Source organism: Blastococcus sp. TF02A-30, assembly GCF_003319185.1.
In the GTDB taxonomy this organism is placed as follows: domain Bacteria; phylum Actinomycetota; class Actinomycetes; order Mycobacteriales; family Geodermatophilaceae; genus Blastococcus.
In genome coordinates this window covers 76,249-101,097 of sequence record NZ_QOHJ01000003.1, presented here as the reverse complement: position 1 = coordinate 101,097, position 24,849 = coordinate 76,249, and the positions used below count along the sequence as shown (strand labels likewise).

Sequence of the window (24,849 nt, the reverse complement as noted above, 5' to 3'; positions counted from 1 at the left end):
CGGGTCAGCCCAGGAAGGACCGCACCGTCCACAGCGCGACGACGACGGCGATCGCGACGGCGAGCCCGACGTAGAGCCGGCGTTCCCGCAGCCGGTCGGCCTCGGTCTCGTCGGCCAGCGCCACCGGGTCGGCCCACACGGGCAGCACCCCACCGCGGGCGGCGAGCTCGGCCTCGGTGAGGACCACCGGGGCGGAGATGCGGTACGGCCTCGTGGCCGTCAGGTCGGTGCTCATGCCATCACCCGTCCGGTCTTCTCGGTCTTGTCCCAGGTCATCGCGGCCCCGCGGTACTCCTTGAGGTAGGCGTCCACGGTGATCGCGCACATCATCGGCCCGAAGCCGACCAGGTAGAGGCCGATCGGAGCGAGCCGGCGTCCCCAGCGGGTCGTCTCCAGCTTGCGCACCGCGAAGGCCATCGGGATGCACAGCACCAGCCAGCTGTAGACGAACAGCGTCCAGCCGGTGTTCGCCGCGCCGTCGAACGGCACCAGCATCGGGAACGTGGCACCCAGCAGCACCAGGAACGAGATCAGCCCCGGGAACAGCAGCGCCTCGCGCCAGACGGTCCGGCCGACCGCAGGGTCCATCGACAGGGTCAGCGTGACCATGAAGACGAAGGTGGCCACCGGCACGAACGCCGCCGCTCCGAACACGTCGGAGGCCAGCTCGCTGTCCAGCAGGTGCAGCCCGATGAGCCCGACGGACACCATGAGCATCGCCAGCGGCAGCAGCAGGATCGCGAACCAGAACATCCCGAAGAAGAAGCCGCCCAGACCCGGGTGCACCGACTTCCGGAAGAACAGGTGGCGGTACATCGAGGTGATCTGCACGTTGCCGCGCGCCCACCGCAGCCGCTGCTTCCACAGCGCGTCGATGCCGGCGGGCTCCTCGGCCAGCACGCGGGCGTGCGGCTCGAAGACGACCCGGTGCCCGGCGAGCTGGGTGCGGAAGGTGGTCACCGTGTCCTCGGCCAGCGAGGACGTGTCGATCTGCCCGCCGATGGCCAGCAGGTTCTCCCGCGTGTGCAGCTGCGCCCCGCCGGCCAGGCACGCCATCGCGCCGGCCACGTTCTGGGCGCGGCGGGAGGCGGCCTGCGCGGCCAGGTAGTCGAAGCCGATGAACCGGGTGAGGCCCTCGGGGTTCCGGCTGCCCTCGCGGATGTAGGCCGTCACCGCGCCGACGGTCGGGTCGGCCAGGTGCCGGGTCATCTTGCGCAGCGACTCCGGCGCGTAGATGACGTCGGCGTCCATGATCAGCAGCGCCTCCATCCAGTCGTCGGCGAGGACCTCGCGCAGCCCGTGGTTGAGCGTGTGCGCCTTGCCCTCGCCGCCCTTCTCGCGGCGCAGGTGCACGACCCGGCCGGGGAAGCGCTCGGCCAGCCCGGCCATGACGGCGGGGGTGTCGTCGGTGCTGGCGTCGTCCACGACGTAGACCCGCAGCCGGTCCGGCGGGTAGTCCAGCCCCATGAGCCGCTCGACCGACGCGGGCAGCACGGCCGCCTCGTTCCACGCCGGGACGAGCACCGCGACGTTGGGCAGGTAGGGCCCGGTCTCGCGGTAGTGGTTGCGCACGGCGTGCACCGGGATCACCAGGAACTGCGCGAGCCCGGCGATCACCGGGATCGCGCCGAACGCCACGAACAGCAGCAGGACGCCGACGAGCACCCCGCGGCCGATCTCGGCGATGTCGGGGCTCGCGGCCAGGACGTCGTTCATCGGGCACCCACCAGTCGTCGGGCCGAGGCTGCCTCGGCCACCCAGGAGTACGAGCCCACCGTCGACGCCTCGTGGCTGTCGGTGGAACCCACCAGATCGACGCCGGCGGCGGCGAGCGCGAGCACGGCCCGCGGACCGGGGCAGCGCCACTTCTCGTTGACCTCGACCGTCGTGCCCGTGCGCACGGCCGTGTCGGCGATCGCGGTCAGGTGCTCGTCGAGCAGCTCGCTCTCGTGCAGCCCGATCTTGGGCAGCAGCGAGAACAGGTGCGCGAGCTGCCCGCGGCCGGCCCGCTCCATGGCGGAGCAGGTGGCCTGCACGAGCATGGACATCGCGTCCTGCGCGGACAGCCCGGCGGCCAGCTCCTCGAGGGTGCGCCGCGGGCTCCACGAGCCGTCCGGCCCGGGGAACTGGTGGTCGGCGATGAGCACCCGGTCCACCCCGCCGGGACCGACGACCAGGTCGGCGGGGACGTCGAGGCGGCCGGAGGCGTCGAGGATCTTGGCCTCCACACCGGTCAGCACCTCGAGCCCGTCGACGCGGGGCAGCGCGGCGACCTCGGCGAGGAACTCGGGCACGTACGTCGTCCCCACGCGCACGTGGTCGACCATCCGGATGCTGGCCAGCCCGGCCCGCTGCGCGGCGGCGAGGTTCTCCGCCGGCGTGCTCACCGCGTCGTCGGACCACGTGGAGTGCACGTGGTGGTCGGTGTCGACCAGGTCGACGATCACGCCAGCACCTCCGACGGCGCCAGGAAGACGTCCTCCAGGAAGCGGACGACGGCCAGCTCGCGGAACGGCACCCGGTCGGGCAGCTCGCGGCCCAGCGCCAGGTCCAGGGCCAGCGAGGGCATGTCCACGCCGGCGGCCACGGTCAGCGGCATCGCACCCGGGAAGCGGGGGTTGACCTCGAGCAGCGCGGCGCGGCCCTCGGCGTCGCGGCGCAGCTGCACGTTGGCCACGCCCACCAGGCCGATCGCCTCGGCGACCTTGCGCGCGGTCGCCTCCAGCTCCTCGTCGGCGACGGTGGCGCCGGCGACCGAGACGCCCGAGTCGACCCGCAGCCGCGAGCGCGGCACGGCGGCGACGACGTGGCCGTCGGCGTCGGCGAGGGTGTCGACCGAGTACTCGTCGCCGGGCAGGTTGGCCTGCACCAGCGTGTCCTCGTCCTCGCCGAGGGCGCGCAGCGCGTCGGCGTCGGCGACCAGGTGCACACCGCGCGAGCCGGCGCCGCGGCGCGGCTTGACGATGACCGGGTAGTCCCAGGAGTCCGGGTCGCTCGCGCCGAGCAGCTCGGTGCGCGGCGTGGGCAGCACCCCGTCGCAGCGCTGGGCGAGCGCGTACTTGTCCAGGCAGACCTCGAGGGTCTCCAGGCTCGGGGCGGCCAGCGCGGTGCCAACCTCGTCCAGCCGCTTGCGCTCGGCGGCGATGCGCGGCAGCTCGACGTCGACGGTGGAGAACAGGACGTCGACCCGCTCGCGCTCGCACAGCTCGACCAGCGAGTCGACGAACGTCTCGGACAGCCCGGGCTCCACGAGGAAGCGGGCGCCCTCGTCGACCAGGTAGAGGCCGCTGGCGTAGCGGTCCATGTCGGCGGCCAGCAGCACGACGTCGTGCCGGCGGGCCAGCGACCGCAGGACGGCGATGCCCGCGGGCCCACCGGCCCCGGTCACCAGCACACGGGTGGGGGAGGAGTCAGACACCGGAGCGCTCCTGGAGGGTCGTGGTGGGGGTGGAGGTGGTCAGGCCCGAGCCGCCGGTGGCGCCCACGACGGCGCTCGCCTCGCGGATCACCTCCAGCGGCTCGCAGTAGGTGCCGCCGCCGTAGCGGGACCAGTAGCGGGCGGTGGACAGGACGAAGTCGTCCTGCATGTACGTGCGGATACCGGCCTGCGAGCCGAAGGCGGCCAGCAGCGCGAGCTTGGTGTCGGTGAAGCCATCGATGGTCACGAACCGGGTCGGCCGGTAGTCGACGGTCGCCGACGGGCTCTGGAAGCAGGCGACGGTGGGCACGTTGCGGGTGGCGACCAGGGCGGCCTGGTGCACCGCGCGGTGGTCCTGGTGCCGGTCGTTCTTCGAGTGCGTGTAGACGATCGTGGGCTGCACCTGGGTGACGACCCGCTCGATGATGGACACCGTCGGGTCGGCCTCGCTGATGCGCGTGTCCTCGAGGTCCTCGAGGAAGAGGCGGGCGCCGATCAGCTCGGCGGCGGCCAGCGACTCCTCCTGCCGGTCCCCGGCCTCGCCTCCGCGGGCGCCCCGCGACAGGGTGAGGATCACGACCTGGTCCCCGGCGGAGCGGTGCGCGGCCAGCGTGCCGCCGATGCCGAGCTCCACGTCGTCGGGGTGGGCGCCGATGGCCAGCACGGTCTGCGTGCGCGCGGCGGCGCGGCGGGCACGGCCGGTCTCCACCGCCTTCGTCATGGTGGCGACGACGTCGTCGCGGCGCACCGGCTTGACCATGAAGTCGTCGGCCTCGCGGCGGAGCGCCTCCACCGCGTAGTCGACCGAGGCGTGCGCGGTCATGACGACGACCGGCAGCCCGGGCTGCAGCTCGCGCAGCCGGCCGAGGAACTCCAGCCCGTTCATGCCGGGCATCTCGATGTCGGTCACGGCGGCGTCGAACTGCTCGCGGGCGGCCAGGGCCAGGGCCTCCAGCGGGTCGAAGCAGGCGATCGCCTGCGCCCCCGCCTTGTGCAGGACTGTGCGCACGTACTGGGCGATGTCCGGGTCGTCGTCGACGACCAGGACGCGGACGGTTCCGTCCACGGTCGGGCTCCCCTCGCGCGGCGTCGTCCCGCGGGCAGGCGGGACGAGGACACGGTCGTGCCCTGGCGGCAGGAACGGCCGTCCGGCACGAGCTGCTGAGCCGAGACGCCGCCACCTCACCCCTCCGGGGGAGACCGGCCGCCGGCGCGGCGGCTCGGCTCAAGCTGCCGCCCCGGTGCACCGATCACCCGGTCAGGTGACGGAGGCTCCCTGCCTCCGCCCGTGGACCGCAGCGAGGAGGAGAGGTCGTGGCCGCATCGTCCGTGCTCGTCGTCGAGGACACCGACGAGATCCGCGAGCTCGTCAGCACGGTGCTGGGACGGGCCGGGATGGACGTCCGGGCCGTGGCCTCGGGAGCCGAGTGCATGGCGGAGGTCCGCCGGGACCCGCCGGACCTCATCGTCCTCGACCTCGGCCTGCCCGACACCGACGGGACCGAGCTGTGCCGGCAGATCCGTGCCGAGACGCCGGCCTACGTCCTCATGCTCACCGCGCGCGCGGAGGAGGTCGACCTGCTGATCGGCCTCGCCGTCGGCGCCGACGGGTACATGGCCAAGCCGTTCTCACCCCGTGAGCTCGTCGCCCGGGTGCAGGCGATGCTGCGCTTCCCGCGCACCGCGCCGGCCGCCGCCCCGGAGGCGGCCGCCGCGGACGAGCGGGTGCGCCGGCTCGCCGAGCTCGAGGTGGACGAGGAGACCCGCGAGGTGCGCGTCGACGGCGCCGTCGTCGACCTCACCCGCACCGAGTTCGACCTGCTCGCGGCGCTGGCCGCGCGACCCGGCCGCGTGCTGCAGCGGGAGACCCTGCTGCGCGAGGTCTGGGACACCGACTGGGAGGGCAACCTCCGCCTCGTCGAGGCGCACATGTCCAACCTGCGCCGCAAGCTCGTGGCCGCCGGCCTCCAGACGCCGGAGATCCGCACCGTGCGCGGTGTCGGATACCGCCTGGTGGCGGCCTGACAGACCCCCCTTGGACGGGGACCGCGAAGGCCCGCAGACGACGGATCGTCTGCGGGCCTTCGTGTTGGGTGCGGGCGGTCGGAACGGGGTCAGGGTTCAGACGCCGGCCAGGGCGTGCAGCTGCACGACCCGGGAATGGGCGAGGACGCCGCGCCGCGCGTCGGCCGCGATGGCCTGGCACACGGAGGCGACCTCGGGATGGCCCAGCTGACCGCTCGTGCCGGCCAGCGTGTAGGCGGCCGAGGCGACCGCGGTGCTGTCGCCGGTGCGGGTGTGCGTCTCGATCGCGGAGAGGCGGTCGGGCAGGGCGTGCACGTACATCTCCTGGAGCCGGTCCCAGAGCTCGGCGTCGAGGTCGACGTCGTGCAGGTCGTCGAACTCGGAGATCGCGGTGGTCGTGCCCTGCGCAGCCGGCCCCGTGGTCCGGCTGCGCAGGAAGTCGAGGAGGACATCGGCCCGCACCGGCGTGGCCAGCACGGCCATCGCGCCGGCGGCGGCCGCCGCGGCCCGGACGGCGTCGGTGGGCTCGTCGGCCACCGCGAGGAACCGGGCGCGGGAGCCGGCGGCGCGGAGGCGGCGCAGGAGCGCGAGGCCGTCCTCGTCGCCCAGCACGACCGCGGTGACGACGAGGTCGAGCTCCAGGGCGGCGGACTCGTCCAGCGCGGTGCGGGTGCCGGCGGCCTCCCGGACGTGCCACCCGCCGAGGCGGAGCAGGCCGGCGGTGCGGCGACGGGCGAGAGCGTCGGCGTCCACGACGAGGGCGGTCAGCACGACGTGCCCGTCACGACCGCGGAGGTCTTGGTCCAGCCGTAGGCGGTCAGCGTCGTGACCGTCACGGAGATCGGGTAGGCGGCCCAGGCGCGGCCCATGCTGTGGTCGTAGCGGCTGGCGCCCGCAGCGGCGGTGAACTCCATGGTCGGCATCCCGGGGACCGTGGCGGCGATCCGGTAGCCGCTGACCTTGGGGGCGTTGCTGCCCGTCCAGCGGATCGTGGCGTACAGGTTCCAGCTGTCGCACCGGACGTCGAGGACGACGTTCGTCGGCGCGGTCACCGTGGCGGTGGTGACCGAGGTGGCCACGGCCTCGCTGGCGGTGAAGGTGGCCGAGGCCGGGATGCTCGTGCCGACGAGCACGGCGGCGATCAGGCCGATCAGGACGGCGGTGCGGCGGAGCGCGGTCATGCCTGGTCCTCCTGGTCACGAGCGGGGCGCCAGATGGTCAGCAGCAGCCAGCCGGCCAGCAGGGCCGGGGCGCCGTACACGAGCACCTGGGTGAGAACGGGGGTGCGCAGGGCCTGCACGAGGTGGCCCAGCTCGGGGACGACGGCGCGCACCTGGTAGGCGGTGTCGCCCTCCAGCGTCGCGGTCCAGGGGTCGACCGCCTCGTTGGCGTCGCCCTTGGTCTGCACGCTGACGGTGCCGTCGGAGCCGTGCTCGACCGAGACGACGCGGTGGGTGACGAGGCTGCGGTCGCCGATCGGCTGGTGGTAGGTGATCACCATGCCCTCGGTGACCTCGTCGATGGCGATGGGGGTGGCGATGGTGACGTCACCCGGGTCGATCTCCGGCGACATGCTGCCGGTGAGCATGGTCATCGTGCGGTAGCCGAGGACGTGCGGGCCCACGGCGAGGAGAGCGAACACCAGGACGGCCAGGCCCACGATCCCGCGGACGAGCCACGGGGCGAGCAGGCTCCCGATGCGACGGGCCGTGGCGACCCGCTGGGCCGGCGCGGTGCGCTCGTCCCCGGCCGGGGGCAGCGCGCTGGCTGCCCCCGGGCGACGGACGGGGAGGATGGCGGTCATGGCGTGATCTCCGGTGGTGTCAGCCGGGTCAGCGGTTGGTGCCGGTGGCCTGGGTGCCGGTGAAGGCGAGGCTCAGGGACGCGGACTGACCCTGGAACTTGTTGTCTGCGGCCAGGGGCAGCGAGATCGAGACCGTGAGGTAGTCGGTGCCGTTGCTGGCCAGCGACTTGGGGTTGGTCAGCGGCACGTTGGTGCGCACGACCGGGCCGGCCGGGACGACGTCGGCGACGACGCCGGCGCAGGAGTAGGTCGGCGCCGCGGCGGTGCCGCCCTGGGTCCACGGGACCGAGCAGGACTTGACGGACAGCTGCAGGCCGTTGGCCGTGCCGTCGGTCAGGACGCTGCCGACCGTGGCGGCCGAGGAGAAGCTGATCGAACCGAACGCGTCGCCGCTGTTCTTAAGGTTGATCGCGCGGGTCATCGTGTCGCCCGGGACGAAGTTCGAGGTGGTGACCGGGAAGGCGTAGCGCGCTGCGGTGACGTCGATGTTGAGCGTGCCGGCCTGGATCGTGGTGTTGACCGGGGTGCTGCTGTCGGTGAAGGAACCGAAGGTGCCCATGCCGGCGACCGCGGCAGCGGCGCCGATCACGCCGAGCGAGCCGACGACCTTGCGGGCGGTGGAGCTGGTGACCTTGGCGCTCATGACTGGTTCTCCCTGTGTCCGTGCCACCGGTCCGTTTCCGGTGACAGGGAGAACTCTGGAGGGGCTTCCGCAGGGCACCCGCGCGGAAACCGCAAGGAATCCGCAAGAACGAAAGGACCCCGCCGCCCCCCACCACTCGTTCCTCGTGGTGGGCCCCTGCGGCGGGGCCGACCGCTGGGTGCGCTGAGGGCGTCCCTGCGGCTGCTAGGCCTCGCGGGGGAGGGTGAGCGTGAACGTCGTGCCCTCGCCTTCGACGCTGGCGAGGTCCAGCGAGCCGCCGTGCGCGGTGGTGATCGCCTTGGTGATCGTCAACCCCAGACCCACGCCGGGGACGGCGTTGCGGGTGGCGGTCGAGGCGCGGAAGAACCGGGTGAACAGCTTGCCCTGCTCGTCGTTCGGGATGCCGATGCCGGTGTCGCGCACCGACATCCGGGCGACGGGCCGCCCGTCCTGCCGGTCGGCCTCGACGGTGAGGGTCACGCGGCCACCGGCCGGCGTGAACTTGACGGCGTTGGAGACGAGGTTGTCGCACGCCTGCCCCAGCCGCACAGCGTCCCCGGAGACCACGACGGCGTCGTCGGGTACCTCCACGACCAGCTCGACCCCGGCCGTCGCCGCCGCCACGCGGGCGGTCTCCTCGGCGGCCCGGACGATGCCGACCAGGTCGACGTCCTCGGGCTGCAGGGTGAACTGGCCGGCCTCCACGCGGGCGGTGAAGAGCAGGTCGCCCACCAGGCGCAGCAGCCGGTCGGCGTTGCGCTCCACGGTGGACAGGTACTGGCGCTGCTCGTCGGTCAGCGTGCGGTCCTCGTCGTCGAGCACCAGCTCGAGGTAGCCGAGGATCGAGGTGAGCGGGGTGCGCAGCTCGTGGCTGATCAGGCTGACGAACTGGTCCTTCATCCGCTCGGTGGCGCGCACCTCGGTCATGTCGGTGCCCACGAAGTTCCAGCCGGCGTGCACGCCGCGGTCGTCGGTGCGCGGGGTGACCGCGACCGACACCGTGCGGGTGCGTCCGTCGGCCCCGACGTAGGTCCAGTCGCGCACGTCGCTGCCGTGCTCCTGGGCCGCGTGCACCAGCGCGTCCAGGCCGACGGCGGCCCCGTGCGCGGCCGCGACCTCCTCCAGCTCCTCGGGGAGGTGGAACTCCACGATCGAGCGCTGCCGCACCACGTCGGCGCGGAGCAGGCCGAGGAGCTTCTCGGCGCCCGGGTTCCAGACGCGGATCGTGCCGTCGGGGTCGGTGCCGATGATCGACTGCTCCGTGACCGCGTCGATGACGCTGGTCATGGTCTGGGCGCGGGCGGCGAGGATGCGCGACGCCTGGTCGAGCTCGTCGGCCCGGCTCTGCACCTGCTCGAGCAGGGCGGCCTGCTCGTCCTGCAGCCGCTGGATGGCGGCCGCCTGGGCGGTGAGCCGGCGCCCGCTCTCGTGCACCGCGGCACCGCCGAGGCCCACGACCAGCGGGCCGAGGACCAGCGACGCCGGTTCGGTCGCCCAGGACGAGCTGCCGGCACCCAGCAGCTCGGGCACGAGCAGGACGGTGAGCGTGCCGAGCACCGCCGTGGCGACGCCGGCCCGGCGCGGGTGGCTGACCAGCCCGTAGAGGGGGCTCACGAGCAGGAACAGCGCCGCGGGCGAGTCGGTGCCGGCGTAGACCAGCCCCACGGCCCCCAGGTTCGCCAGCGGGACGGCGACGGCGCGCACGTGCCCGGCGGACGGCGACAGCCACGCCGTGGTGATCGCTGCCAGGGCGGTGGCCAGGCCGGCCAGGACGAGCTCGACGTCGGTGACCGGCAGGGTGCCCGTCGCCATCAGGAGCGCGGCGGTGCCGAACATGACGGAGCACGGCAGCGGGCCGAGGACGGCGGAGCGCCAGGCCTCGGTCAGCCCGGCCTGGAGCCGCGGGCGGGCGGTGCCGCGGTCGAGGACGGCGGTGGTCATGCCGGCTGCCGCTCGGTCAGGGTCCGCAGCTGGTGCACCAGCCCGGAGACGGCGAACGGCTTGGCCAGGTAGGCGTCGGCGCCGGCGGCGAGGCCGACGGCGACGTCGTCGAGGGAGGCACCCGCCGAGAGCAGCAGCACCCGGATGCCGGCGGTGGACGGTTCGGCGCGCAGGGCCGCGCAGACCTCCAGCCCGGTGGCGCCGGGCATGGACACGTCGAGCACGACGACGTCGGGGGAGCCCGCGCGCGCGGCGGTCAGCGCGGCGGTGCCGTCGGCGACCGAGTCGACGACCACGCCGCCGGACTTCGCCACGGCGACGCACACGAGGGAGCGGATGTCGTCCTCGTCGTCGGCCACGAGCACCCGCACGGGGGCGGGGTCGGCCGGACGGCGGGGTGCCGGGACGAGGGTGTGCCGGGCCTCGTCCACGGGGCGCTCCTGTCGGTCAGGGCCCCGTGCTCGGGGCCGTCGTCGTCACCTGCGACAACGGCGGTCCCGAGCGGGCCCTGCAGGTTCCCCGCGGGCGGTCTCACCCCTGCGGGTGAACCCCGGGCAGCACTGCGCCCCGCCGGGGGATCCCGGCGGGGCGCAGGCGATGCGGTGCGGGTCGGGCGACCCGCGGGCAGGTCAGGAGCTGGTGGCCTGGCTCTGGACCGTGTCCTTGGACTGCTGGGCCTGACCCTGCACGTCCTGGGCGGCGGACTGGCCCTCGCCCTTGACCGTGGTGGCGGCGTCCTGGGCGGTCGCCTTCACCGACTCGACGGCCTCCTGGGCAGCCGGCTTCAGCTGCTCGCCGATCTCCTGGGCGGCCTCCTTGGCCGGGGCCATGAGGGTGTCCTTGTGCTCGCGCACGGCGGACTCGGCCTGCGAGGCCAGCTGCTGCTCCTTCTGGGTGGCCGGCAGCAGGCTCGACACCAGCCAGCCGACACCGAAGGCGATGAGGCCGGCGGCCAGCGGGTTGCCCTGGGTCTGGCGGATCGCCATGTCCGGGGCCTGCTGCACGGCGCCGGCGGCGCTGGAGGCGGCGTTCTGCACGCTGCCCACGGCGCTCCCGGCCGCGTCCTGGACGGAGCCGGCGGCGTTCGACGCCATGCCGTGCGCGGACTGCGTGGTGTCCTGAGCGGTTCCCATCACCTTGTCCTTGAGTCCGGACACGCGCCCCTTGACGGCGGTCACCCGCCGGTCCATGACGCGCGTGGGGTTGACCTTCTCGTTGAGGGCGTCGACGTCGTAGCTGAGCTCGCGACGGGTGTCCTCGATCTGGCGCCGGATGACGTCCGGGTCACTGCTGGTCATGTCTGCTCCTTGAGCTCGGGTCGGCGAGGTCAGTTGGGCTTCAGCGCGCCGGGCACCTGCGAGAGGGTGTCGACGGTGCGCTCGGGCTTCGGGTTCACCTGCTGGAACTTCTTCCTGCCCAGCACGAAGGCCACGGCTCCGATGACGCCCCAGAGGATCGCCACCACGAGCGCGGACCAGCTGTGGCCCAGCGGGTGCGACAGCGCCCACCAGAGCGCGATGGACAGGAACATCAGCACCATGTAGCCGGCGAACCCGGCGGCGCCGAACATCCCGGCGCCCTGCCCGGCCTTCTTGGCCTCGGCCTTCATCTCGACCTTGGCCAGCTCCAGCTCCTGGCGCATCAGCGTGGAGAGGTCCTTGGTCACCTCACCGATCAGCGCGCCGACCGAGGTGCCCTCGACGTCCGGGCGACCTTCATCCGTGGTCGGCGTGCCGAGGTTCCCGCTGTGCGCCTGGCCGGTCGAGTAGTCGGCCGCGTAGTTCTGGGTGGCCGGTTCCACCATCGGCGGGGCGTAGCCCTGCTGGCCCCCCGAGGGGGTGGCCCCGGAGTAGGGGGAGCTCATCGGTCAGCCCACCCCACCGGGACGGCGGGCCGGGTCGTCCCAGCCGGCCGGGGCGGCCGGCGGCACCATGCTGCCCTCCGGCGGCACCGTGCCGTACGGGGGCGGCGGCAGCGGGGCGGAGCCGGCGCTCGAGTACGAGGCGCTGGTGCCCGTGTACGTCGTGCCCGTCGTCGTGGTGGTGTCGCGGTAGGTCGGCGCCGGGTCGACGTAGTTGTTCGTCGACGTGCCGGTGGAGGAGTCGCTGTGCGCGGCACGCACCCCGCTGGTGAGCCGGCCGGCGACGATCCCCGCTGCGGCGGCACCGAGCAGGAACATGCCGGGACGGCGGCGGGCGTAGGCCCGGACCTCGTCGAGCAGCTGCGCCGGCTCGCGGTTCTGCAGCTTGTCGGCGAAGCCGTCGATCAGGCCGGAGGCCTGCTGGAGCAGGTCGCGGGCCGGCCCGGGCGCACCCTGGCTGGTGCCGTCGGCCAGGCTGCGCAGCTCACCGGCCAGGGACGAGAGCCCCTGGGCGGCCTTCTGCTGCTGGGCGACGGTCTGCTCCTTGAGCTGCGACTGGCCCTGGCGCAGCAGGTCCTGGGCCTGGCGCTGGGTCTCGTGCGCCACCTCCTTGGCCTGGTCGGCAGCGGTGGAGGCCACCTGGCTGCCGGCCTGGACGGCGGTCTGCCCGACGTTGCGGGCCTCGTCCTTGGCCGTCTGAGCGGTCTGGGCGGTGGTCGACGAGCTCTCGCCCGTGCCCGTGCTACCGGACGTCGTCGTGGTGGTGGGGGGCGGGAGCGGGGCGTCGATGGAGTGAGTCATCGGTCCTCCTCGGCAGGCTTTCGTGGTCGGGGATGGCGCTACCCCCGGGCCGTCCGGCCACACCTGCCCCTCCGCGCCGGGCGCCGGTGGGACGAGCGTGACCACCCGTCGCATCCATGCGTGGCGGGTGGGCGGAGAGGCGGGTCGGGGCACGGCGGAGAGCCGCGCCGGTCCCCGCCTCCGGTGGGAGCGCCGCAGGGAGCTGGTACCCCTCCCGCACCCTGTGCGAAACGAAAACGATCGTGTAACCGCTCCAGCGAAGCGCTGGTCAGCCGGTCCAGCCGAAGCTCGGAGGCCGTCGCTCGGCGAACGCGGCGACCCCCTCGGCCAGCTCGCCCCGGGCGATCGTCTCCCGGTACCAGGGCGCGACGGCCGCCTCGCCGTCGGAGCCCGCGGTGAGCGCGGCGACGACGTCCTTCGTCGCGCGCTGGGTCAGCGCGGAGCGGGAGGCGAGCACGTCGGCGAACCGCCGCACCTCCTCTTCGAGGGCGTCGGCCCCGACCACCCGGTCGACCAGGCCGGTGCGCAGGGCGGTGGCGGCGTCGACGAGCTCGCCGCTGAACAGGAGGTACTTGGTCATGGACGGGCCTATCAGGTCGATCAGGGCCTTGGTCGACGACGGCGTGTAGACGATCCCGACCCTCGCCGGGGTCACGCCGAACACGCTCGTGGGGTCGGCGAAGCGCAGGTCGCAGCAGGTGGCCAGCTCGACGCCGCCGCCGATGCAGTGCCCCCGGACCATGGCCAGCGTCGGCTTCGGGAAGTCGCGCAGCGCCGCCTGCGCGGCCAGGTTGTGCCGGCGGACATCGGCCATCGGGTCGGCCGGGTCGGTTCCGCGGAGCAGGTCGGAGATGTCGGCGCCCGCGCAGAAGCTGGGGCCGGCCCCGGTCACCACGAGCACACGGACCTCGGGGTCGCCGGCCGGCCCGGCCAGCACCCCGGGCAGGTCGGCCCACATCCCGACCGTCATGGCGTTGCGCTTCTCGGGGCGGTCGATGGTCAGGACGGCGACGTGCCCGTCCCGCGTCACGCGCAGGTGCTCCGCCCCCGTCACCCGAGGTCGTCCGTGGCGAAGGTGTCGCAGCCCCGCGGGTCGCCGCCCTCGTACCCGGCCCGGAACCAGCGCTGCCGCTGCTCCGACGAGCCGTGGGTGAACGCGTCCTGGTCGACGGTGCCCGAGCCCAGGTTCTCCTGGATGAAGTCGTCGCCGATGCGGGCGGCGGCGTCCAGGGCGCGGGCGATGTCCTCGTCGGTGATGTCGGCGATCAGCGGCTCACCGGAGTCGTCGGGGACGGTCTCGGCGTGGTTGGCCCAGGCGCCGGCGTAGCAGTCGGCCTGCAGCTCCAGGCGCACCGTGCCGCTGGTCGGGCCGGTCTCGCCCGGGTCCACCCGCCGGTTCGTGCCGAGCAGGTTCTGCACGTGGTGGCCGTACTCGTGGGCGATCACGTAGGCGTTGACGAACAGCCCGCCCTGCGCGCCGAACTGCTCCTGCAGCGTGTCGAAGAAGCTCAGGTCGATGTAGACCAGCTGGTCGGCCGGGCAGTAGAACGGGCCGGAGCCGCTGGTCGCCCCGCCGCAGGCGGTCTGCACCGAGCCGGAGAAGAACACCGTGTCGGTGGGGGCGTAGCCGGAACCGAGGACGCCGGACCAGTAGTCCTGGATCGACTCGATGTCGGCGACGACGGCGCACTCGACCGAGTCGTTGGCGTCGCCGGAGTCGGCGCAGCTCTGCTCGAGAGCGGCGTTGTCGGCGGTCTCGCCCTGGCCGAGGCCGGCCAGCGCGCCGAGGGCCCCGGCCGAGCCGCCTCCGCCGCCGGCGAGCTGCAGGACCACGACGATCAGCACGCCGACCAGCCCCAGCCCGCCGCCGCCGACGGCCAGACCGCGGCCGCCGCTCATGCCGCGCCGGTCGCGCACGGCGGAGGTGTCCAGGCTGCCGCCCTCGCGGTACCTCATGGTCGGGGTTCCTCCGGGTTCCACAGCGCCGCATCCGGCTCGGTCATCGCGAACCTGACCTCGACGGCACCGTGCACGTCCTGGCGCGCCGGGGTGAGGTCCAGGCGCAGCTCGCTCACCTCGAACCGTGCCATCGTCGCCACGGCCCCCGCGACCCGGGCGTCCGAGAGCCCGACGTCCCGGATCTCGCGCACCGCGGACAGCCGCGCGCCGAAGGCGGCGGCGTACTGCCGCGCCCGGTGCACGGCGTCGTCCACGGCGGCCAGCCGGGCCCGCTCCACCGCCGGGCTGCCGGGCCGCAGCCGCCACACAGGTCCGGACACCTCCACGTCGTCCAGCCGGGCGAGGGCGACGACGAGGTCGCCGACCGCGCCCGGCGCGACGGTCACCCGCGTGTGCACCGTCGCGACCGAGGCCGGCAGGCCGCCGTCCGGTGCCTCCGGGTGCACGGCGACCCCGGCGGTCTCGGCCGCCTCGAGGTCGGCGGTGGCGTCGAGCACGGCTCGTACCTCCTGCTGGCGGGCGGCGCACCGCTGCAGCGCGCTCTCCCGGTCACGGGCCCGGGCGCGCACCGTGATGCCCAGGTCGGCGACCTCCGGGTCGACGACCACCAGTGCCTCGCCGCGGACGACGACCTGCGGATCCGGCTCGCTCATCGCTTCCTCCCGTCGCTCGGGGGCAGCGTCGCAGAAGGCCGGGGCGGGCCGCGCGCCGCGCGAGGACCTAGGGTCGGGGGAAACGGAGGAGGAACGGGTCGAATGGCGGTCTCCAACCGCGTGCGCGCCGCACTGACGACGACGGTGCTCGCGACCGCGGCCACCGGCTTCATGGCCGGCTGCGGCGCGGGCGGCGAGGACGACGAGGAGCAGGTCGCCTACTGCACCGACGAGAACGGCGAGATCGTCGACGACGACTACTGCGACGACGACCGGGGCGGTGGCCTCGGCGGCGGGCTCTTCTTCCTCTACCTCGGCGGTTTCCGCCCGGGCCTGCCCGTGGGCACGGTGCTGCCGTCGGGCGGGACGCGGATCAACCCGACCGACACCGCGGCCCGCCAGCGGGCGGGGCTGCCCGCGAGCGGCAAGGTCACCGGCGGCACCCGGGTGAGCGGCGGGATCGGCAGCGGGGTGGGCAACCGCGTCGGCACCGCCGGCGGATGAGGCGCGTCGAGAGCGGCGTGGTCCGCCCCGGCTGGGAGGCGGAGGTCGAGGCGCAGGGGCTGGTCTACAACCGGACCTCGCTGCCCGGCGGCGAGGTGCGCAGCTACTGGCGCGAGGGCCCGTTCTACGACTTCTCCATGGCCGAGATCCGGCAGCTCGAGGGCGCCGTCGCCCAGCTGTTCGAGATGTGCGTGGCCGCCGGTGACCACGTCGTCGGCAACGACCTGTTCGACCGGATGGGCATCCCGCCGATGGCCCGGCCCCAGATCCGGCGCACCTGGGAGGCCGAGCCGCCGAGCATCTACGGCCGGTTCGACCTGCGCTACGACGGCGAGGGACCGCCGAAGCTGCTGGAGTTCAACGCCGACACCCCGACCGGCCTGGTCGAGTCCGCCGTCACCCAGTGGAACTGGCACCTGTTCACCGGCCAGGGCGCCGACCAGTGGAACGCGCTGCACGACACCCTCGTCGCCGCCTGGCGGCGCAACCTCACCCGGTGGGAGCGGCGCACCGGCCTGCGGCCCCGGGTGCACCTGGCGTGGACCAGCGAGGAGACCTCCGGCGAGGACCGGATGACGATCGCCTACCTCATGGACACCGTGGTCCAGGCCGGGTACGAGGCGATCGAGCTGGTGGTCGAGGACATCGTGCTCGACGACGGCGACGGCCGGTACTACGACCCGCAGGGCCGCCACCTCGACGTCGTCTTCAAGCTCTACCCCTGGGAGTGGCTGGTCGAGGACGAGTTCGGCCCGGCCGTGCTCGCCGACTCCGCCCGCCCGGGCGGCACCACCTGGGTCGAGCCGGTCTACAAGATGCTGTGGAGCACCAAGGCGCTGCTGCCGGTGCTGTGGCAGCTCTTCGGCACCGACCCGGTGCTCGGCCAGTACCTGCTGCCGGCCTACTTCGCCGACGAGATGCCGTCGTCGTGGCGCAGCTACGTGCGCAAGCCGCTGTGGGGCCGCGAGGGGGCGAACGTGCAGATCGTCCGGGACGGCGACGTCGTCGCGCAGCTGCCCGGGCGGTACGGCACCGAGGGGTTCGTCGTCCAGGAGTTCGCGCCGCTGCCCGACTTCGCCGGCGTGGACGGGCCGCACCACCCGGTGCTCGGCGCGTGGGTGGTCGACGGTGAGCCGGCCGGGCTGGGCATCCGGGAGAGCGACGGCCTGATCACCGACAACCTCAGCTTCTTCGTGCCGCACACGATCGACTTCGCGGCTCCGCAGGACGGGAAGCGGCGCGCGTTCTAGGTTCGGGCCATGCCGTTGGAGGGTGAGTACGAACCGAGTCCGCAGCAGTGGGTCCGCGACCAGGTGGAGCTCTACGAGCGCACCGGCGGGCGTGAGGGGAACACGCTGCTCGACACCGGTCTGCCGGTGGTCGTCTTCAGCACCCGCGGGGTGAAGAGCGGCAAGGTGCGCAAGCAGCCGCTCATGCGGGTCGAGCACGACGGCGTCTACGCCATGGTCGGCTCGCAGGGCGGGGCACCGACCGACCCGGCCTGGGTGGCCAACCTGCGGGCGGCCCCCGACCAGGTCACGGTGCAGGACGGCCCCGAGCCGTGGGACGGCGTCGCGCGGGAGATCTCCGGCGAGGAGAAGCGCGTGTGGTGGGAGCGCGCCGTCGCCGCCTACCCGTCGTACGCGGACTACCAGGCCAAGACCGACCGGGAGATCCCGGTCTTCCTGGTGGAGCGGCGCACCGCCTGACGGCAGGCGGGCCGGTCAGGGGAGGGCGGCGGCGAGCTCGGGGACCGCGGCCACCGCGGCGGCGTCCTCCTCCCGGAACGGCGTGCCGACCGCGACCCGGTTGCGCCCGCTGCCCTGCCGGCGCCACGTCCCCACGATCCGGCCGTCGACGACGACGGTGGGCAGGAACATGCCGTTGCGGCCGGGCACGATCCGCTCGGCGAACTCCGGGTCGAGGACGGCGCTGCGGTCGCCGTAACCGAGCACGAACTCGTCGAAGCCCGGCAGCAGGTGGGTGCCGCGGGCCTCGGCCCGGCAGGCGGCCAGCCGCTCGGGCGTCGCCGGGTCGAGGAGGTGCTCGGTGCCGTCGACGGTGAGGGCCTCGAGGTCGGGGCGGGCGATCGCCACCCCCACCCGGGCCTCGCGGACGCCGAGCCCGGACCAGCGGGCGAGGTCCTGCACCGTCGCGGGGCCGTGCCCGGTGAAGAACCGCCGGGCCAGCTCGCCCAGGGCTTCGTCGCCCTCGAGCCGCCGGGGCGCCCGCACCCACTCGTCGAGCAGCACGAACAGCTGGTCGCCGTCGGCCGTGGGCCCGAGGCAGGTGTGCCCGCTCTGGGCGGCGAACCAGAGCAGGTGGTAGCCGCGCTGCCCGGTGACGGGCACGCCGGCCGCCTCGATCGCGGACAGCAGGTCGGCGCGGGACAGCCGGTTCCCGCCGGAGAGCGCCGCCACGGCCGCCTCGCACGCACGGGCGGCCTCGGCGTCGGTGATGCCCAGGTACTCGCGCCGCTTGGCGGCCCCGGCCAGCGCGCGGCTCCCCAGCAGGTCGAGCATCCACGGCAGGTCCTCGGCGGCGGTGAGGTGCAGGGTGCCGCGCATCGGCCAGGAGCGGACGACCTCCCCGCCGTCGAGCGCCGCGACGACGGCGTCGCGGCGCCGCTGCTCCGCGCGCAGCGCGACCGAGGTGACTGCCCCGGGGAAGTCCTGCCCCTGGGCGGCGAGCAGGCGGCGCACGGCCTCCGCCGGCGTCGCCGCCCGCGGCCCGGCCAGCCCCTGGGCGACCAGCCGCAGCTGCCCCACCTCGTGCCCGGTCGTCACGGGGACACCGTCGCACCCCGGTACGACAGGATCCAGCGGCACGCGGACCCGGTGCCCCGGGCGGAGTTCGGCGGTAGCGTGCGCGCCGTGACGGGACACCGGGGTTCGCGCGCCGAGCGGCGCAGGCGCGTCGTGGCGGCGGTCATCGTCCTCGCGATGGTGCTCGCCGCAGGCGCGACGGTGCTGTCCATCGCGCTGGCCTGAGGTCCGCCGCCGTGCCCGGCCAGGACGTCGAGGCGTGGTTCGCCGCCGCGGGCCCGCGCGAGGACGAGCTGCGCCGGGTGGACGCCCTCGTCCGGGACGCCGCCCCGGGGATCGACCGGCAGCTCGTGCCCGTCGGCGCGGGGGAGATGCTCGGCTACGGGTTGATGCCCTACCGGCCGCGGTCGGCGAAGGAGACGACGACCTGGCCGCTCATCGCCCTGGCCGCGCAGAAGCGGCACCTCTCCCTCTACGTGTGCGCCGTCGTGGACGGGGGCTACCTGGCCGAGGACCGCGCGGAGCGGCTCGGGAAGATCTCCTGCGGGAAGAGCTGCATCCGCTTCACCTCGCTGGACCGCGTCGACACCGGCGAGCTGAGCAGACTGCTGCGCGACGCCGTCACCAGCACGTCCGCCGGGCGCAACCAGTACTTCGCCGGCTGATCACCGGCACCGTGACCTAGGTCCCTGGTGCCCGGGACGCCGTCCCGGCACGGTGGTGGAACCGCCGGAAGACGACCCGGCGCTTCCCCTCAGCGGAGGACCGTCCATGACCCTGGCCGTCCCACCCAGCACCCCCGGCTCGCCGTCCGAGCTGCCCGGCGACCCGGCCGTCGAGCAGGCCGTCGACCGGCTGCGCGGTGAGTACGCCGGCCGCATCCGGCCGCAGCTGGTCGTGCGCGTGGTCCGGGACTGCCGGCGGGATCTGGGGGGATCGCCGGTCGGGGCCATGCCGGAGCTGGTCGAGCGCCTGGCGCGGGTCCGTCTGGGGCGGCACATCGCCTGAGCCGCCCGGGATCTCGGTTGCCCCCGCCGGGAGGATGACCCGGTGGGCTACGTCGATGTGAGCGCGGTACGGCACACCCTCTCCGACGGGCGGGTGCTCCTGGACGACGTCAACTTCCGCGTCGGCGAGGGCGCGCGGGCCGCGCTGGTGGGCGAGAACGGCGCGGGCAAGACGACGCTGCTGCGGATCATCGCCGGTGACCTGGTCCCCGAGGCCGGCTCGATCGCCCGGACCGGCGGCCTGGGCGTGATGCGGCAGTTCATCGGCTCGGTCCGGGACGACACGACCGTCCAGCGGCTCCTCGTCGACCTCTCGCCGCCGGCCGTGCGGGCGGCCTGGGACGCCGTCGAGGCGGCCGAGCTGGCCCTCATGGAGACCGACGACGAACCGGCCCAGATGGCCTACGCGGACGCCCTGGCGCAGTGGGGCGACGCCGGGGGCTACGACGTCGAGGTCACCTGGGACACCGTCACCGTCGCGGCGCTCGGCGTGCCCTACGACCGGTGCAAGTACCGGTCGTTGTCCACGCTGAGCGGCGGCGAGCAGAAGCGGCTGGCGCTGGAGGCGCTGCTGCGCGGGCCCGACCAGGTGCTGCTGCTCGACGAGCCGGACAACTACCTCGACGTGCCGGGCAAGCGCTGGCTGGAGGAGCGGCTGCTCGAGACCCGCAAGACGGTGCTGTTCATCAGCCACGACCGGGAGCTGCTGGCCCGCGTGGCGGACCGGGTGATCACCGTCGAGGGCGGGACGGCGTGGGTGCACGGCGGCGGGTTCGCCAGCTACCACGAGGCGCGCTCCTCGCGGCACGAGCGGATGGCCGAGCTGCGTCGGCGCTGGGACGAGGAGCACGACCGGCTGGTCGAGCTGGTGCGCACCCTGCAGCAGCAGGCGAAGAACTCGCCGGCGATGGCCTCGAAGTACTCGGCGATGCAGACCCGGCTGGCCAAGTTCGAGGCGGCCGGCCCGCCACCCGACCGGCCCGAGGAGCAGAAGGTCGCCATGCGGCTGCGCGGCGGCCGGACGGGGGTGCGCGCGGTGATGGCCGAGCAGCTGGAGCTGACCGGCCTCATGCAGCCCTTCGACGCCGAGCTGTGGTTCGGCGACCGGGTGGGCGTGCTGGGCGCCAACGGGGCCGGCAAGTCGCACTTCCTCCGGCTGCTGGCCGGGCGGGACGTCGCGCACACCGGGTCGTGGCGGCTGGGTGCCCGCGTCGTCCCCGGCTTCTTCGCCCAGACCCACGCCCATCCGGAGTGGCAGGAGCGGACGCCGGTCGACCTGCTGTGGCACGGCGAGCCCGGCCGTCCCGGCGTCGACCGCGGGCGGGCGATGGCGGCGCTGCGCCGGTACGGGCTGACCGACCAGGCCGACCAGCCGTTCCGCACGCTGTCGGGAGGTCAGCAGGCACGCTTCCAGATCCTGCTGCTGGAGCTGGGCGGGGCGACGCTGCTGCTGCTGGACGAGCCGACCGACAACCTCGACGTGCTCTCGGCCGAGGCGCTGGAGGAGGCGCTGGCCGCGTTCGAGGGGACGGTCCTGGCGGTCACCCACGATCGGTGGTTCGCCCGCTCCTTCGACCGCTTCCTCGTGTTCGGTGCCGACGGCCGGGTCTACGAGTCCGCCGAGCCGGTGTTCGACGAGGCGAGGGTCGCCCGCGCGCGCTGAGGCGCCACCGCCCCGGCGGGCCTCCTCGCGTTGATCATCGTCGGATGGCTGGCCGCCACGCCGGCTGGCGCAGCCATCCGACGATGATCAAACTGGTTGTCAGCCGATGGCGTAGAAGACGCGGTCGTCGGAGTCCCAGCTCATGAGGGGCTCGATGGACAGCTGGCCACCCGCGATGGCGGCCGGTGCCACGTCCATGCAGAACTGGAAGGTGTCGGAGCCGCCGGGGTTGAGCGTCGGGGCCTCCATGGCGTCGTCCGGCAGGACGGCGGAACACTCCGAGTCGCTGTACTGGCGCGAATCCGAGCCGTGGAACACCGAGGAGAGGTCGAAGCCGGGGTTGCCTTCAGAGGTCCCGGTGTAGGTGACGGTCAGCTGTGCGATGACGTACTGACCGGTCGGCGCCTCGTTGAACTGGTTGGCACCGGCGACGATGGCGTTCCCGTTCAGCTCCACGGAGTCGACCGTGACCTGGTAGTCGCCCACCTGGGCCGGGGTTCCCCAAGGAACGACGTCGGCGGCGCTGTCCTCCTCCGCCGGAGCGTCGCCGGCCTCGGTGCCGGCGTCCCGCGTCACGCTGCTCGTCTGTCGGTCCAGTTCCTCCGAGACCTCGTCGATGACCTCGGAGTAGAAGGCCTGCGTCGCGATGACGACGACCAGCGCCACGACGGACGTGATCAGGCCGGCGATGGACATCCCGTGGCCGGCGTGCGTCCCACGTCGGGCGCGCACCAGGGCGGGGATCCCCAGGCCCAGACCCACGACGGCCAGGACGGCGGCGAAGTTGTTGATGATCGGGACCCAGCTCAGGAGCAGCGCGACGATGCCCAGGACCAGGGACGCGATGGCCAGGCCGGAGTTCTTCCGGACGGGACCTGGCGGCGGCGCGTAGTAGGGCGGCGGGGACGGCGGGGCGTAGGACACCGGAACTCCTTCGATTCGGATGGCGACCGGGACCGTAAGCGCGCAGCCGACCGCCGCCCACCTCATGACACGACCTGCTGGGACACGGACCGGCCACCGAACGCCTCACGCGCTACCTGGGGCACCGCCCGCCCCGCGCACCTCCGCAGGCCCGGGCCCGCGGCGTGATCGCGGGAGACGGGGGGCAAGACCTCGCTCAGCCGAAGGCCTTGCCCTCGCCGCGGTAGGTGGGGAAGGCGCCGGCCAGAGAGTCGCCGTCCAGCACGTGCAGGGCGTCGACGTGCTCGCACACCTCGCCGGCCTTCGCGTGCCGGAACCACACCCGGTCGCCGACCCGCAGGCCGGCCGCCCCCGGTCCGCGCAGCGGGGTCTGCACCTCGCCGGCGCCCTCCGTCGGCAGCCAGCGCAGCCCGGCCGGGTAGGTGGGCAGCGGGAGGCGGTCCGCGCCGGGGGGACCGGAGGCGATCCAGCCACCCCCCGCGACGGTCACCACGCCCGGAGCGGGCAGCCGGGTGACCGGGACGGCGAAGAAGGTCGCGGGCGCGGGGGCGAAGGACCGGTAGCCGTCGAAGAGGGCCGGCCCGTAGAGGCCGGACCCGGCGGCGACCTCGGTGACGGCGTCCTCCGCGGCGGTGCGCTCGAGGCTGCCGGTGCCCCCGCCGTTGACGAACTCCAGCGGCGCCACGGCGGTGACGGCCGCGACGACGGCGGCGCGCCGGCCGGCGAGCTCGCGGGCGGAGACCGCCTGCATGCCGCGCACGGCCAGCCCGCGCAGCCGCCGCCCGCCCGGTGCGTCCTGCACGCCGGCGATCTGCGCCTCGTAGGCCATGACGCCGGCCAGCACGAACCCCGGGCGCGCGGCGACCGCCCGCGCCAGGGTGGCGGCCTGCTCCGGCTCGTGCACCGGCGACCGGCGGACGCCCACGTGCACCCGGCCGCCCGCGGCACGCAGCGACGCGTCGACGTCCAGGCAGACGCGGATCGGCGCCCGGCGGTCGGGCGGCAGCACGCTGTCGACCAGGTCGAGGTGGTCGACCGAGTCGACCATCAGGGTCACGCGTGCGGCGAGCGCCTCGTCGCCGCCGAGCTGGCGCAGCGCCCCGCGATCGGCCGACGGGTACCCGACGACGACGTCCTCGCTCACCGGGTCCGTGCCCCCGGCCAGCCACAGCGCCTCCGGCAGGGAGTAGGCCAGCACCCCGGCGAACCCGGGACGGGCCAGGGCGCGGCGCAGCACGTCGCGGTTGCGCACGGACTTGCTGGCGACGCGGATCGGCTTGCCGGCGGCCCGGCGCACCAGGTCGGCGGCGTTGGCGTCCAGCGCGGCCAGGTCGAGCAACCCCAGCGGCGGGTCGAGGAGCGCCGTCGCGGCGTCGAACCGGGCGCGGGTCGCCGCGGCGTCCGTCGGCGAGGCGGCTGGTGGCATGCGGGGGAGCATCCCGGTCCGGCACGAGTGGGTCAAGCGTCCCAGACGCTTGACCCACTGGCTGCCGGCGGCCAGGCTCCGGCGGTGCCGCCGATCCGGGCGGGTGGACGGGGAGGTGCCGTGCCGGGCAGGGCGACGGAGAGCTGGCGCAACTGGGCCGGCAACCAGCGGGCCGACGGCATCCGCCGCGTGCACCCGTCGGGGACCGGTGAGATCGCCGAGCTGCTCCGCCGGTCCGCCGAGGCGGGCGTGCGCGTGCGGCCCATCGGCAGCGGGCACTCCTTCACCGCCATCGGCCGGCCCGAGGACGTGCAGCTGGTGCTGGACCGGCACGCCGGATTGGTCGACGTCAGCCCGGACGGGCTGGTCACCGTGCAGGCGGGCATGCCGCTGCACCGGCTCAACGCCGAGCTGGCCGCCCGGGGCTGGGCCCTCACGAACCTCGGCGACGTCGACCGGCAGACCGTCTCCGGCGCGCTCTCCACCGGGACGCACGGCACGGGTGGGCGCTTCGGCGGGCTGGCCACCCAGCTGCGCGCCCTGGAGCTGGTGCTGGCCGACGGCTCGGTGCTGCGCTGCTCCGCGGAGGAGAACCCCGCCGTCTTCGCTGCCGCGCGCATCGGTCTGGGCGCGCTGGGGGTGCTGAGCACCGTGACGCTGCAGGCGGTGCCGGCGTTCGCGTTGCGGGCCGATGAAGGTCCGGGCCGGTTGCCCGCGCTGCTCGAGGACTTCGACGCGTTCATGACCTCGACCGACCACGTCGAGTTCTACTGGTTCCCGCACACCGACCGGTGCCTGGTGAAGCGCAACACCCGCGTCCCCCTCTCCGACGGGCTGTCGCCGCTGCCGAGGTGGCGCGCCTTCTGGGACGACGAGGTGCTGGCCAACGCCGGCCTCGGCGCGGTCGTGGCGACCGGCCGGCGGGTCCCCGCGCTCGTGCCGCGGCTCGCCCGGATCTCCGCCGGCGCGCTGGGGGAGCGGACGCTGACCGACACATCGCACCGCGTCTTCGTGAGCCGGCGACGGGTCCGGTTCCGGGAGATGGAGTACGCCGTCCCGCGTGCGGCCGGGGCGGAGCTGCTGCGGGAGATCGGCCGCGCCGTCGACACCGCCGGCTGGCGGATCCCCTTCCCCGTCGAGGTGCGGGTCGCGGCGGCCGACGACATCCCGCTGTCCACGGCGTCCGGGCGCGACGTCGCCTACGTCGCCGTCCACGTGCCCGCCCGCAGCGACCCGGGCGACTACTTCACCACCGTCGAGGCGATCGCGACCGCGATGGGCGGGCGCCCGCACTGGGGCAAGCTGCACGGTCTCGACGCGGCGGCGCTGCGGCAGCGCTACCCCCGCTTCGACGAGTTCACGGCGCTGCGCGACCGGCTCGACCCGCACGGCGTGCTCAGCAACGCCCACCTCGACCGGGTGCTCGGCCCGGTCGGCAGCGGGAGGGGCTGACGT

28 protein-coding genes are annotated in these 24,849 nt (G+C 74.3%); 8 read left to right on the top strand and 20 right to left on the bottom strand.

Annotation, left to right across the window (positions count from 1 at the left end):
• Positions 1-4: 4 nt before the first annotated feature.
• The 5 genes from DQ241_RS07560 to DQ241_RS07540 are packed head-to-tail and all read right to left on the bottom strand — an operon-like array spanning position 5 to position 4,484.
• Entirely contained in the window at positions 5-235 is a 231-nt protein-coding gene (locus DQ241_RS07560) for a hypothetical protein (protein WP_113829584.1), read from the bottom strand.
• Positions 232-1,716, bottom strand: a complete 1,485-nt coding sequence (locus DQ241_RS07555) for a glycosyltransferase family 2 protein (RefSeq protein WP_113829583.1) — start codon at positions 1,714-1,716, stop codon at positions 232-234. The genes DQ241_RS07560 and DQ241_RS07555 overlap by 4 nt, the downstream gene beginning before the upstream one ends.
• Positions 1,713-2,447, bottom strand: a complete 735-nt coding sequence (locus DQ241_RS07550; RefSeq protein WP_113829582.1) for a PHP domain-containing protein — start codon at positions 2,445-2,447, stop codon at positions 1,713-1,715. The genes DQ241_RS07555 and DQ241_RS07550 overlap by 4 nt, the downstream gene beginning before the upstream one ends.
• Positions 2,444-3,418 carry an ATP-grasp domain-containing protein gene (locus tag DQ241_RS07545; RefSeq protein ID WP_113829581.1) on the bottom strand — a complete coding sequence of 325 codons (975 nt, stop codon included), beginning with the start codon at positions 3,416-3,418 and terminating at the stop codon, positions 2,444-2,446. Before DQ241_RS07545 ends, DQ241_RS07550 begins: the two co-directional genes overlap by 4 nt.
• Complete coding sequence (locus DQ241_RS07540; protein WP_113829580.1) at positions 3,411-4,484, bottom strand: response regulator; 1,074 nt, start codon at positions 4,482-4,484, stop codon at positions 3,411-3,413. Before DQ241_RS07540 ends, DQ241_RS07545 begins: the two co-directional genes overlap by 8 nt.
• A gap of 248 nt (positions 4,485-4,732) precedes the next feature.
• Between DQ241_RS07540 and DQ241_RS07535 the strand changes: the two genes are divergently transcribed.
• On the top strand, positions 4,733-5,443 hold the full coding sequence (locus DQ241_RS07535; RefSeq protein WP_113829579.1) for a response regulator transcription factor: 711 nt from the start codon (positions 4,733-4,735) through the stop codon (positions 5,441-5,443).
• A gap of 96 nt (positions 5,444-5,539) precedes the next feature.
• On the opposite strand, the gene DQ241_RS20555 is transcribed toward DQ241_RS07535, so the two are convergent.
• The 12 genes from DQ241_RS20555 to DQ241_RS07480 all read right to left on the bottom strand — a co-directional run bounded on the left by DQ241_RS20555 (position 5,540) and on the right by DQ241_RS07480 (position 15,105).
• Positions 5,540-6,214 (bottom strand): response regulator, encoded by a 675-nt coding sequence (locus DQ241_RS20555; RefSeq protein WP_158545895.1) that lies wholly within the window; start codon positions 6,212-6,214, stop codon positions 5,540-5,542.
• Entirely contained in the window at positions 6,208-6,624 is a 417-nt protein-coding gene (locus DQ241_RS20550; protein WP_158545894.1) for a hypothetical protein, read from the bottom strand. The genes DQ241_RS20555 and DQ241_RS20550 overlap by 7 nt, the downstream gene beginning before the upstream one ends.
• Entirely contained in the window at positions 6,621-7,247 is a 627-nt protein-coding gene (locus DQ241_RS07525) for a signal peptidase I (protein ID WP_113829577.1), read from the bottom strand. Before DQ241_RS07525 ends, DQ241_RS20550 begins: the two co-directional genes overlap by 4 nt.
• Before the next feature lie 28 nt (positions 7,248-7,275).
• Positions 7,276-7,890: a TasA family protein gene (locus DQ241_RS07520; RefSeq protein WP_113829576.1), complete on the bottom strand. Its 615-nt coding sequence runs from the start codon at positions 7,888-7,890 to the stop codon at positions 7,276-7,278.
• A 204-nt stretch (positions 7,891-8,094) separates the two neighbouring features.
• Positions 8,095-9,831 carry a cell wall metabolism sensor histidine kinase WalK gene (locus DQ241_RS07515; protein ID WP_113829575.1) on the bottom strand — a complete coding sequence of 579 codons (1,737 nt, stop codon included), beginning with the start codon at positions 9,829-9,831 and terminating at the stop codon, positions 8,095-8,097.
• Positions 9,828-10,262 carry a response regulator transcription factor gene (locus DQ241_RS07510; protein ID WP_113829574.1) on the bottom strand — a complete coding sequence of 145 codons (435 nt, stop codon included), beginning with the start codon at positions 10,260-10,262 and terminating at the stop codon, positions 9,828-9,830. Before DQ241_RS07510 ends, DQ241_RS07515 begins: the two co-directional genes overlap by 4 nt.
• A 198-nt stretch (positions 10,263-10,460) precedes the next feature.
• Positions 10,461-11,129, bottom strand: a complete 669-nt coding sequence (locus DQ241_RS07505) for a DUF3618 domain-containing protein (RefSeq protein ID WP_113829573.1) — start codon at positions 11,127-11,129, stop codon at positions 10,461-10,463.
• Between the two features lie 29 nt (positions 11,130-11,158).
• On the bottom strand, positions 11,159-11,695 hold the full coding sequence (locus DQ241_RS07500; RefSeq protein WP_113829572.1) for a phage holin family protein: 537 nt from the start codon (positions 11,693-11,695) through the stop codon (positions 11,159-11,161).
• A 3-nt stretch (positions 11,696-11,698) separates the two neighbouring features.
• Complete coding sequence (locus DQ241_RS07495) at positions 11,699-12,493, bottom strand: hypothetical protein (protein ID WP_113829571.1); 795 nt, start codon at positions 12,491-12,493, stop codon at positions 11,699-11,701.
• Positions 12,494-12,761: 268 nt separating this feature from the next.
• Entirely contained in the window at positions 12,762-13,523 is a 762-nt protein-coding gene (locus DQ241_RS07490; protein ID WP_233492291.1) for an enoyl-CoA hydratase/isomerase family protein, read from the bottom strand.
• A 20-nt stretch (positions 13,524-13,543) separates the two neighbouring features.
• Positions 13,544-14,449 (bottom strand): neutral zinc metallopeptidase, encoded by a 906-nt coding sequence (locus DQ241_RS07485; RefSeq protein WP_113829569.1) that lies wholly within the window; start codon positions 14,447-14,449, stop codon positions 13,544-13,546.
• Positions 14,446-15,105, bottom strand: coding sequence for an SIMPL domain-containing protein (locus DQ241_RS07480; RefSeq protein ID WP_113829568.1), 660 nt, complete (start codon positions 15,103-15,105; stop codon positions 14,446-14,448). The genes DQ241_RS07485 and DQ241_RS07480 overlap by 4 nt, the downstream gene beginning before the upstream one ends.
• Positions 15,106-15,207: 102 nt before the next feature.
• On the opposite strand from DQ241_RS07480, the gene DQ241_RS07475 reads away from it, so the two are divergent.
• The 3 genes from DQ241_RS07475 to DQ241_RS07465 are packed head-to-tail and all read left to right on the top strand — an operon-like array spanning position 15,208 to position 17,318.
• The gene (locus DQ241_RS07475; protein ID WP_113829567.1) at positions 15,208-15,609 is read left to right on the top strand and encodes a hypothetical protein; all 402 of its coding nucleotides are present in this window, start codon (positions 15,208-15,210) and stop codon (positions 15,607-15,609) included.
• Positions 15,606-16,859, top strand: coding sequence for a glutathionylspermidine synthase family protein (locus DQ241_RS07470; RefSeq protein WP_113829566.1), 1,254 nt, complete (start codon positions 15,606-15,608; stop codon positions 16,857-16,859). Before DQ241_RS07475 ends, DQ241_RS07470 begins: the two co-directional genes overlap by 4 nt.
• 9 nt (positions 16,860-16,868) lie before the next feature.
• Complete coding sequence (locus DQ241_RS07465) at positions 16,869-17,318, top strand: nitroreductase family deazaflavin-dependent oxidoreductase (protein WP_113829565.1); 450 nt, start codon at positions 16,869-16,871, stop codon at positions 17,316-17,318.
• 15 nt (positions 17,319-17,333) lie between these two features.
• Here DQ241_RS07465 and DQ241_RS07460 read toward each other — a convergent pair whose 3' ends face one another.
• Positions 17,334-18,395, bottom strand: coding sequence for a winged helix DNA-binding domain-containing protein (locus DQ241_RS07460; protein ID WP_113829564.1), 1,062 nt, complete (start codon positions 18,393-18,395; stop codon positions 17,334-17,336).
• Positions 18,396-18,610: 215 nt separating this feature from the next.
• Here DQ241_RS07460 and DQ241_RS07450 point away from each other — a divergent pair, with 215 nt between their 5' ends.
• The 3 genes from DQ241_RS07450 to DQ241_RS07440 all read left to right on the top strand — a co-directional run bounded on the left by DQ241_RS07450 (position 18,611) and on the right by DQ241_RS07440 (position 21,044).
• Positions 18,611-19,039, top strand: coding sequence for a DUF1801 domain-containing protein (locus DQ241_RS07450; protein WP_113829562.1), 429 nt, complete (start codon positions 18,611-18,613; stop codon positions 19,037-19,039).
• A 106-nt stretch (positions 19,040-19,145) separates the two neighbouring features.
• On the top strand, positions 19,146-19,382 hold the full coding sequence (locus tag DQ241_RS07445) for a three-helix bundle dimerization domain-containing protein (RefSeq protein WP_113829561.1): 237 nt from the start codon (positions 19,146-19,148) through the stop codon (positions 19,380-19,382).
• 42 nt (positions 19,383-19,424) lie between these two features.
• Positions 19,425-21,044, top strand: coding sequence for an ABC-F family ATP-binding cassette domain-containing protein (locus DQ241_RS07440; protein ID WP_113829560.1), 1,620 nt, complete (start codon positions 19,425-19,427; stop codon positions 21,042-21,044).
• Positions 21,045-21,143: 99 nt separating this feature from the next.
• Here DQ241_RS07440 and DQ241_RS07435 read toward each other — a convergent pair whose 3' ends face one another.
• Both DQ241_RS07435 and DQ241_RS07430 read right to left on the bottom strand, forming a co-directional pair.
• Positions 21,144-21,968 (bottom strand): DUF4190 domain-containing protein, encoded by an 825-nt coding sequence (locus tag DQ241_RS07435; RefSeq protein ID WP_158545893.1) that lies wholly within the window; start codon positions 21,966-21,968, stop codon positions 21,144-21,146.
• Positions 21,969-22,164: 196 nt separating this feature from the next.
• The gene (locus tag DQ241_RS07430; RefSeq protein WP_113829934.1) at positions 22,165-23,394 is read right to left on the bottom strand and encodes an alanine racemase; all 1,230 of its coding nucleotides are present in this window, start codon (positions 23,392-23,394) and stop codon (positions 22,165-22,167) included.
• A 120-nt stretch (positions 23,395-23,514) separates the two neighbouring features.
• Between DQ241_RS07430 and DQ241_RS07425 the strand changes: the two genes are divergently transcribed.
• Positions 23,515-24,846 carry a D-arabinono-1,4-lactone oxidase gene (locus DQ241_RS07425; RefSeq protein ID WP_113829558.1) on the top strand — a complete coding sequence of 444 codons (1,332 nt, stop codon included), beginning with the start codon at positions 23,515-23,517 and terminating at the stop codon, positions 24,844-24,846.
• Positions 24,847-24,849 lie beyond the last annotated feature (3 nt).